Here is an 8,832-nt window from a genome sequence, read left to right as displayed (position 1 = left end):
TGCGGCGGAGTGCGACTCAATGAATTCACGGGTTGATTTGGAAGCATTTGGCAATTCCTCTCTCGATTGACGTGGCAATTGCCACTGAAATTGCCCGCTCGCGCAAGCAACGATATCTCGGGGCCAGTCGTCCGCTACCTGATTTGCGAGACCCGCCCCGTCGACCACGCTCGGCTCCCTTTGGCCACCGCATCGAAAGGTCGAAAGGTGAATCGGGATGCGTGGCTATGGAATAAGCCAGATGGTGCCAGCGCGCCCCCCAGCCGGCTGCGGCCATGCGAAGCGAATCTCGTTAATCCGAAGAAGGAACCACTTCAACGATGGCGAATACTCTCAGCCTCTCAGCCCCCTCTGGCATTCTTGCAGCGGGATACAAGACGACCGGTGTACCGGGTGCCAGGGCGGGCGCCCCCTGACGTTCTTCTGGCCTACCCCCGGTGCCGCCAGCACCCTCCCCGGGGGAGCCACCCACGCCTCCCAAAGCATCCGTTTCTTGATTGCATCCTCTGTTCAACAACACCCTCGAAGCCAGCCGCACCACGTTGCTGCGCGACAAAATGCCGCGTGCCGGGTTGCCCATTTGACTCGTCAATGGCCAGCTTCGGCTGGTCCCAAAGCCCGAGCGGATCGATTGCGAGCCCGCGGTCGATGATTGCAAGCTCGCTCGCAACGAATGTGAGCCCGTCGGCGCCGTCACTCGCAAATAATCTGAGCCCAAAACTGCGCTGATTGCGAGCCCGAGCCGTTTCGATTGCAAGCCGCTACGCTTACCAGCGGCATCCTGTCCGAGGAGCCGATCCGATCGGGCGTCAACGCGACGACAGTGAACGCGGCGCTCGAAGGCTTCGTGCGCGCAGCAGCCTTCGAGCTGCCCCGCGGCTTGCGGATCAACGTGGTGAGCCCGACGGTGCTGGAGGAGTCGATGCCCGTCTACGGCGCCTTCTTCCAGGGCTTCGAGCCTGCGCCCGGCAGCCGGGTGGCGTTGGCCTACGTGCGAAGCATCGAAGGCGTGCAGACGGGCAGGGTGTACCGCGTGTGGTGATCGGGCTGCGCCGGTTCAAGCCGGCGCGATATCGCTTCGCGTGAGTTTGAACCCAGACCGGCCTGCACCAGTTGCTGTGCCTGCGACTCCAGGCTTTCCGCGGCAGCGGCGCAAAATTTCAGGGCACTGACCTTGACCTTGACACCCTCGAACTGTCACTGGGCGATTTGCATCCGCAAGCGTCGCGCCGCTTCTTCGGCGCGTGCGTCGTCGATTTCGCGCATCACGCTGACCATGTCTACCGTCCCGTGCTTGTGCTCGAAGAGGCCGGTGAGCACCACCTCGGGATGCAAGGCCCCGCGTTGATACAAGTCCCAGATCTCGTGCCCGTGGCTGGTGTGCAGGAGCTCGGGCGCGAAGCGGCCGAAGAAGGTTTGCAGGTTGGTGACGTCACGCAGCAGCATGCGTTGTGCATGGTTGTTTCCGGCGGCGTCCACGGCCTGCGGTAGATCGATGATCACCGGCCCATCCGCGCCCAGCAGGATATTGAACTCCGACAAATCCCCGTGCACGACGCCGGCGCACAGCATGCGCACTACCTCCAGCAGCAGCGTTGCGTGGTGCGCCCGAGCGTCGATGGGCGTGAACTCCACGTCGTTGAGCCGAGGGGCCGCGTCGCCTTGGTCGTCCGTCACGAGATCCATCAGCAGCACGCCGTCGCAGAAGTTGTGTGGCTTGGGAACACGCACGCCGGCGGCTGCCAGCCGGTAGAGCGCATCGACTTCGGCGCTCTGCCACGCAGCCTCCTGTGCTTCCCGTCCGAAGCGGGTGCCCTTGGCCATCGCGCGGGCCTGGCGAGTGTTCTTGACCTTGCGGTTCTCGGTGTAGTCCACGGCTTGGCGGAAGCTGCGGTGCGTGGCTTCCTTGTAGACCTTGGCGCAGCGCGTTTCACCACCGCAGCGCACCACGTAGACCATCGCTTCCTTGCCGCTCATCAGTTGGCGCACCACGGTATCGATCAGGCCTTCTTCGATGAGGGACAGCAGTCTTTTGGGTGGTTTCATGAGGGGGATTCTGCACTGGGCAGCGGCACGCACTGTCAGTGCGCGCAGACGACGTAGCGCTTTCAACGGGCGAAGCCATCTAGACCCGATGATCTTGCGATCCGGGAGCCACGGCCTTTCCTTTTGGCGCATCAAGCTGCCTTGCGAAATGTCAGGTTGACGCGCACGCCGCCGATCAAGTGATGCGGCGTCGCCTCCTTGAGTGCGAGCACGCCGTGATAGTTGAGCCGCGATGGGCCGCCCCACACGGCCACGTCTGCATGCTGCAGGGGCACGCGTATCGTCTTGTCGGTGCGCTTGGTGCCACCGAAGAGGAAGACCGCAGGCAGGCCCAATGAAACGGAGACGATGGGCGCGCGCTTGTCCCGTTCATTGCGGTCCTGATGCAGCGACAGCCGCGCGCCAGGCGTGTAGCGGTTGACGAGGCAGGCGTCGGGTGTGAAGCCGGGGAAGCCCGCCTTCTCTGCCGCTCGTGTGGCGAGGCTGGCGAATGACGCCGGCATGGCGGGCCAGGCTTTTCCGCTGTCGGGGTCGACCCTGTCGTACCGATAGCCTGTTTCGTCACTCAGCCAACCCAGTAAACCGCAATTCGTCATCGCCACGGACATCGTGAAACCGCCCGGGGTGATCATGTGCCGCATCGGAGCCTCGGCCGTTACGCGCTGAAGATCGGCCCACAGCGCGTCTTGATAGGGCAGCGCGAAGCCGCGCAGCACCATTGCACCGGGTGCCAGCGTCTCGTCGGGCAGCGAGCTCGCGTCATCGGCTGCGAAGAGGTCCATGGTCATGGTGTTGTCTCACGCAGCGTCGTGAATGGATCTGCAACGGAAAGACGTGCTCTCGCCGTAGTAGACAGTTGATGTTCACGCAAGCCCCCGCATCTCCCTCAACGCAACTGCCAACATCGCCGCATCCGGCGCCGACACCGCCCGCAACTCTCCAAGCAACTGCCCCGCGCGTTCTATCGTGCGTCCGTTGCTGGCCTGCCAAGCCTCTACAACTGCTCCCGGCGACTCGATCTGGCCACCGCCCGACAATACGGCCACAGTGATGGACCGCTGCAATCCCCACAGGTCGTCAAGCATCGCCCCTTTGGCGAGCATCTGCCAATGCTGATCCCCAGGAAGCGCTGCGATTTTGTCGCGCAGCCAAGGCATTCCCAGCTTGTTGACGAGATCGAAGTAGATGGCAGCGACCAGCTCCACCGGCCATCGCGCGCCACCTGCAATCTCCGCAATGTCGAGCGTCGCGTAAAGCGTGCCAAAAGTGACCACCCTTTGCGCCAACTCCTGCGGCACTCCGCCCACCACATAGTGCGCCGCCGATGCATCGACACGCGCGCGCTCATCCGCATCGAGGAATTGCGGCAAGCGTGCCGCAAGCTTGGTGACGTTTGATTGGAAGTGCTCGATCGTCTCGCCCATGTCGTCGATCAGTCGACGCGAACGCAGGAACCACTTCGTGCCGCGTTCGAGCTGCCGGCTGGTGTCGATCAGCATCTGCGACTGCATCTCATCGGCGACCTTGTTGTCCAGCGATTCGATTGCCTGCCACAGGCTCACCATGCCGAAGATCTCGCGGCTCAGCAGGTATGCCCGCACCACCTCAAAGGCGCGCGCGCCGGTGGTCTCGACGAGGCGATGCACGAAGGTGCTGCCGACCCGGTTGATCATGCTGTTGGTGACGTGCGTGGCAATGATGTCGCGCTTGAGCGGATGGCGCTGCATGTAGGTGCGGAACCGGTCCTGCAGAAGCTGCGGGAAATAGCGCTCCAGCGCGGTCGACACCCATGGATCATCTGGCAAGGTCGAGCCCAGCAACTCGTCGTAGAGCCAGATCTTGCTGTAGGCGAGCAGCACTGCGCGCTCGGGGTTGGTCAGCCCCTGTCCCTTGCCGCGCCGCTCGGCGATCTCTTCGTCGGTCGGCAGGAACTCGATCGCACGGTCGAGGCGCCCGCTCTTTTCAAGGAACTGCATGAAGCGCGCTTGAGCGTCCAGCAACTGCGGCGCGATTCGGCCGGTGACGGACAGGACTTGAGTCTGAAAGACGTTGTCGCGCAGCACCAGCGCGGCCACCTCGTCGGTCATCTCAGGCAGCACGGTGTTGCGCTGCTTGTCGGTCAACTCGCCGTCACTCACGGCCAGGCCGAGCAGAATCTTGATGTTGACCTCGTGGTCAGACGTGTCGACCCCGGCGGAGTTGTCGATGGCATCGGTGTTGATGTGCCCGCCCGCCAACGCATACTCGATGCGGCCAAGCTGGGTGCACCCCAGGTTTCCGCCTTCAGCGAACACCTTGCAGCGCAGCTCTTTGCCGTTGACTCGAAGGATGTCGTTGGCGCGGTCGCCGACCTGGGCGTGGCTCTCGCTCGTGGCCTTCACGTAGGTGCCGATGCCGCCGTTGTAGATCAGATCGACCGGCGCCTTGAGGATGGCGTTGACCAGATCGGTCGGCGTCAATGCATCGGCGATGATGCCCAGCACGCGCTTCACTTCGGGCGTGATCGGAATCGATTTCGCGCTGCGAGCGTGCACCCCGCCGCCGGCCGAAATCACCTGCGGGTCATGGTCAGCCCATGACGATCGCGGCAGCTTGAACAAGCGTTCTCGTTCGATGAACGAGCGCTCGGCATCGGGCTGCGGGTCAAGGAAGATGTGCCGGTGGTCGAAGGCAGCCACCAGTTGAATGTGCCTCGACAGCAGCATGCCGTTGCCGAACACGTCGCCCGACATGTCGCCGATGCCGGCCACCGTGAAGTTGGAGGTCTGCGTGTCGATGCCCATCTCGCGGAAGTGACGCTTGACGGACTCCCACGCCCCACGCGCAGTGATGCCCATGACCTTGTGGTCATAGCCCATCGAGCCACCAGATGCGAATGCGTCGCCGAGCCAGAAGCCGTACTCCTTGCTGATGCTGTTGGCGTAGTCCGAAAAGGTCGCCGTGCCTTTGTCGGCGGCAACGACGAGATAGGGGTCATCGGCGTCGTGGCGCCGGACATCCGGCGGCGGCACGATCTTGTCGCCGACGCGGTTGTCGGTGATGTCCAGCAGGCCGCGCAGATAGTTCTGGTAGCAGGCCACGCCTTCTTTCATGAAGGCTTCACGATCGCTCGCTGGCGGCGCCTTCTTCAGCACGAAGCCGCCCTTGGACCCGACCGGCACGATGACGGTGTTCTTCACCATTTGCGCCTTCACCAGCCCCAGCACCTCGGTACGAAAGTCCTCCGCCCGGTCTGACCAGCGCAGCCCGCCCCGTGCCACCTTTCCGCCTCGCAGGTGCACGCCTTCGAATCGCGTCGAGTAAACGAAGATCTCGAACATCGGCTTCGGCGCAGGCAGGCCTGGGACTTTGGACGAATCGAACTTGAACGAGACGAAGCTGCGCCGTTTTCCGGCTGCATCGTGGCGCCAGAAGTTGGTGCGCGTGGTGGCCTGCATCAGCGCCAGGTACTGACGCAATACACGGTCCTCCGACAAGTTGTCGACCTGCTCCAGCGCATGCTCGATCGCAGTCACCTGTTGTGCGGCCCGGGCATCGGCATCGACGCCGTCCGGCGCAAAGCGCAGCTTGAAGAATTCGACGAGCTGTCGTGCGATGCCGGCGTGCGTCGCGAGCGTCGACTCGATGAACGATTGCGACAGCGCAAAGCCGATCTGCCGCATGTACTTCGCATAGGCGCGCAGCACCACGATCTCATCGGCCGGCAGGTGCGCTGCGACCACGAGGCGATTGAAGTCGTCACTCTCGACGTCGCCCTGCACCACGGCGGCGAATGCGTTCTCGAAGACGCGATTCAACGTGTCGACACTGACATCGACCTCGGCATTGCAGACATTCGACTTCATTCCGAAGTCGTGGATCCAGATCGGCGCGGAGTCTTGCGGCGCGATGCGGTGCGGGTGTTCATCGAGCACGTTCATCCCCAGATGCTCGAGCATGGGCAGGCTGGACGACAGGGTCAGCGGTTCGCCCCAACGCACCAGCTTGAACCGAAAAGTGCCTGGCGGTGCTTCGAGCGGGCGATACAGGTTCATGCCCAAGGGCTCGGCATCGCTCAGCCGCGCCATCAGTTCGATGTCGGGCACCGCTGCACGGGCCGCGAATTCTTCGCGGTAGCCCGCCGGAAAGGCTGCGCCGAACTGGCGCATCAACTGGACGCCGCGCGCCTCGCCCGATGCCTCGATCAAGGCTGCTTTCAGGTCATCTTCCCAGCGCCGAGCGGAAGCGACCAGGCGCGCCTCGACCTCGCGCACATCGAAGGCCGGGATCTGCCCGGGACGGGTGAGTACTGTGATCTGGATGCGTGCCAGCACCGAGTCCGACAGGTGCACGTTGAATTCCGAATTGATGCCGTTGAAGGCCTGCATCAGAATCGCCTGCCATTTCTGACGCAATTCCGTGGTGTAGTTTTCCCGCGGCGCGTAGATCAGGCACGACAGGAAGCGTTCGAATGGATCGCGACGGACGAAGAGGCGAAAACGCTGGCGCTCGCCGAGATGCAGGATGCCCACTGCCGTTTGCAGCAAGTCATCTTCGCTGGTCTGGAACAGCTCGTCACGCGGATAGGTTTCGAGGATGTGGATCAGCGCCTTGCCGGCATGGCTGCCACTCGAGAGGCCAGCGCGCGAGACCACATCGGCGACCTTGCGCCGAAGCAAAGGGATGTCGGTTGGGTTGGCGCTGTAGGCAGTTGAGGTGAACAAGCCGAGGAAGCAGTCTTCGCCGCAAACTGCGCCGTCGGCGCCGAAGCGCTTGACGGCGATGTAGTCGAGGTAGCTTGGCCGATGCACCGTTGAGCGCGTTGTCGTCTTCGTTACCGCCAGCAACTCGGGCCGCAGCGCATACGCCCGCACCTCGGGCGGCAGCGCGGCGAAAGCGGTTACCGCCTCGGGCGGCACTGCGCGCAGGATTCCCAGGCTCGAATCGGGAACTACGCTCAGGGCGTCCTGGCCGTTGACGGTGGTCAGTTCGTGGCGCAGGCAGCCGAGGAAAGTGAAGTGGTTGTCTGCCAGCCAGCGCAGAAACTCCTGACCTTCGGCGAGCTCGTCGGCAGGAAGCGGCGGGGCATTCGTCTGCTGTCCGCCGAGGACGTCGAGCAAGCGCTCCCGCATGGCTTTCCAGTCCATGACGGCCAGCCGCACGTCGACGAGCACGCGGTTCACGTCTGCGGCCAGGGCTTCAAGTCGCCCCGGCTCTGGAATGCGGTCCACCTCGACATGGATCAGCGATTCATGCGCACCGTCGGCGGCGTCTGCTGCCAACCCTTGCAGCGCGCCGTCGGCATCGCGATTCACGGCGAGCAGCGGATGAATGATCAGGTGCAAGGTGAGCCCGTTGCGGTTGACCTCCATCGTCACCGAGTCGACGAGGAAGGGCATGTCGTCGTTGACGATCTCGATGATGGTGTGGGTCGACTGCCAGCCGTGCTCGGCAATGGTCGGATTGAACACCCGCACCCGGGCGCGGCCCGGCTCGCGCTTGCGGGCGAAGCTCCAGTGCGACAGCACCGCGCCATACAGGTCGGCCACCTGTCGCTCGGCCAGTTCATCCGGGTCGACCTGGCCGAAATACTTCTGCACAAACTCCACCAGCATTTCTTGCTGGTCAGGGGAAACCTTGGTGCGCACGAGCTTGATCACCTCGTCCATGCGCTGCGCCCTCAGCAACCCGGCTTGTCTCGTCTCCGTCAGCATGGTTTTTCTCCTGTCCGGCCGTCTAATCTACATCTGCAGCGACCTGCTGACGGAACAAAGTTGCGGGAGCAAGCTCATTGCATGCTGAGAGTTTTACTGTGCGAGAGGCCAAGGGCGGGATGGCGTCGTCACCTCCGACGCATGAACCTCCCGAAAAAATCATCGTCATCGCAAACCGGATCGGGTCCATAAGCGGTGTCGACGACTTGGCCCTCGGGGCTCATGCCGACCATGAACCACTGGCAGAACAGCGATTCGTAACGGTATGACCATACGATCTGATGCTGGCGCGGGATCGCCCAGGTGGTAGACGGTTTTCCAATTTGTGACAGCACCTCGGCACTGGTCATGCCGGCCTTGATTGCATTGAACCGCGCCTCCGTCAGCACCTGCTCCGCACTGAGGAGTTGGCCGGAAGCGTCGAAGTCGAACATGTAGGTCTGCTTGCCAAAGCGACCACCCGCGTACTCCAGACGGCGGCCACCTGACGCCGTTGCGTACTCTCCGGTCGGAGCGCCCATGCCTTGAAGTACCGACGCGATCGAGCTTCCCCTGGGGAAGTCCTTGGGTCCGTGAAAGGCGCATGCGCCGAGCAGAGCTGCAAGTGCAAAGGAGAGAAGGCGGGTGGGCGGGGACATAGTGTTGCGCTTCTTGATTGATGTTGATTCCAGAGATCATCGAGCCGGCAAGCAGCATTCCCAGGGAAGGGGCCGAAGGCGTGGCCTTTCGTCCAATCGACATGCCATGACACATTAATCGGGTATTCAAGCCTTGTTCGGATTTCAACTCATCGCCATCTTCAACGAACGCTTTGACCGCGATCTGAACGACGCGCAAAAATTCGAGCATCTTGGGCTTTGGTTGTAGGTCCCGAGTCTCGCCAGACGCTTTGGTCAAAGGTAGTCTCAGACCCACCCCTTTCAAGGTCTTCGCTCCCTCTCCCTCTGGGCTGACCTTTACGCACAATGGACACGCGGAAAGTTGCGCGTCTCTACTGGCTTTGACGACATTCTTTTGCAGTGATGTGAGTTTTCGACCGAAATCGATGTGAATTTCAGATGCATCAGGGGAGATGGGGGTGATTTTTGAGAGA

General features: G+C 62.5%; 4 protein-coding genes and 1 pseudogene. 1 reads left to right on the top strand and 4 read right to left on the bottom strand.

The features are described 5' to 3' along the window. Window positions 1-763: 763 nt before the first annotated feature. Window positions 764-1,042: pseudogene (locus AC30NL_RS15350) on the top strand (Rossmann-fold NAD(P)-binding domain-containing protein); the annotation flags it as partial. 155 nt (window positions 1,043-1,197) lie between these two features. On the opposite strand, the gene AC30NL_RS15345 reads toward AC30NL_RS15350, so the two are convergent. The 4 genes from AC30NL_RS15345 to AC30NL_RS15330 all read right to left on the bottom strand — a co-directional run bounded on the left by AC30NL_RS15345 (window position 1,198) and on the right by AC30NL_RS15330 (window position 8,377). Then, the gene (locus AC30NL_RS15345) at window positions 1,198-2,046 is read right to left on the bottom strand and encodes a PA4780 family RIO1-like protein kinase (protein ID WP_489464870.1); all 849 of its coding nucleotides are present in this window, start codon (window positions 2,044-2,046) and stop codon (window positions 1,198-1,200) included. A 131-nt stretch (window positions 2,047-2,177) separates the two neighbouring features. Continuing rightward, complete coding sequence (alkB, locus tag AC30NL_RS15340; protein ID WP_489464869.1) at window positions 2,178-2,834, bottom strand: DNA oxidative demethylase AlkB; 657 nt, start codon at window positions 2,832-2,834, stop codon at window positions 2,178-2,180. A 75-nt stretch (window positions 2,835-2,909) separates the two neighbouring features. Then, window positions 2,910-7,739 (bottom strand): NAD-glutamate dehydrogenase, encoded by a 4,830-nt coding sequence (locus AC30NL_RS15335; protein WP_489464868.1) that lies wholly within the window; start codon window positions 7,737-7,739, stop codon window positions 2,910-2,912. Between the two features lie 128 nt (window positions 7,740-7,867). Further along, on the bottom strand, window positions 7,868-8,377 hold the full coding sequence (locus AC30NL_RS15330; protein ID WP_489464867.1) for a hypothetical protein: 510 nt from the start codon (window positions 8,375-8,377) through the stop codon (window positions 7,868-7,870). Window positions 8,378-8,832 lie beyond the last annotated feature (455 nt).

This window comes from Rhizobacter sp. (assembly GCA_021153565.1).
Classification (GTDB): Bacteria; Pseudomonadota; Gammaproteobacteria; order Burkholderiales; family Burkholderiaceae_C; genus Albitalea.
The sequence above is the reverse complement of the archived record's forward strand: the minus strand, read 5'-3'. Positions and strand labels throughout refer to the sequence as shown.

Excerpts from the sequence above, each read along its gene's own strand:
- AC30NL_RS15345 (WP_489464870.1), bottom strand. The coding sequence starts at position 2,046 with ATGAAACCACCCAAAAGACTGCTGTCCCTCATCGAAGAAGGCCTGATC.
- alkB (WP_489464869.1), bottom strand. The coding sequence starts at position 2,834 with ATGACCATGGACCTCTTCGCAGCCGATGACGCGAGCTCGCTGCCCGAC.
- AC30NL_RS15335 (WP_489464868.1), bottom strand. The coding sequence starts at position 7,739 with ATGCTGACGGAGACGAGACAAGCCGGGTTGCTGAGGGCGCAGCGCATG.
- AC30NL_RS15330 (WP_489464867.1), bottom strand. The coding sequence starts at position 8,377 with ATGTCCCCGCCCACCCGCCTTCTCTCCTTTGCACTTGCAGCTCTGCTC.